The organism is Paenibacillus sp. EKM10P (assembly GCF_011800655.1).
GTDB classification, from domain to species: Bacteria; Bacillota; Bacilli; order Paenibacillales; family Paenibacillaceae; genus Paenibacillus; species Paenibacillus polymyxa.
Genome location: NZ_JAALET010000115.1, coordinates 1 through 277 on the forward strand (window position 1 = coordinate 1; position 277 = coordinate 277).

Consider the following 277-nt stretch of genomic DNA (forward strand, 5'->3'; position numbering starts at 1 on the left):
TCGAAGCGTCCAGCGCACCTTCGGAGTCCGCCCCTCTGTCGCCCCAAACGAAATCGTCCAATTCGAGGCGCGTTCCTGCGAAGTCGGTCTTCTCGTGCAGATGCTTTTGAATCAGCAATAACGGCGCACCCGAATCCTCGATCATGAAGCGGATGCGCTCCTCCGGGTAGTCGGGATCGACAGGCACGTATGCTCCGCCCGCTTTGAGAATCGCCAGAATGCCGACGACCATATCGAGCGAGCGTTCGGCCAGAATCGCTACCAGCTGGTCCGCTTC

The 277-nt window shown here is 59.6% G+C and carries 1 protein-coding gene; it reads right to left on the reverse strand.

Annotated elements, in window-relative coordinates:
- Nucleotides 1-277: AMP-binding protein (locus tag HFE01_RS26695; RefSeq protein WP_167442927.1), on the reverse strand; the 277-nt coding region annotated here is incomplete at both ends.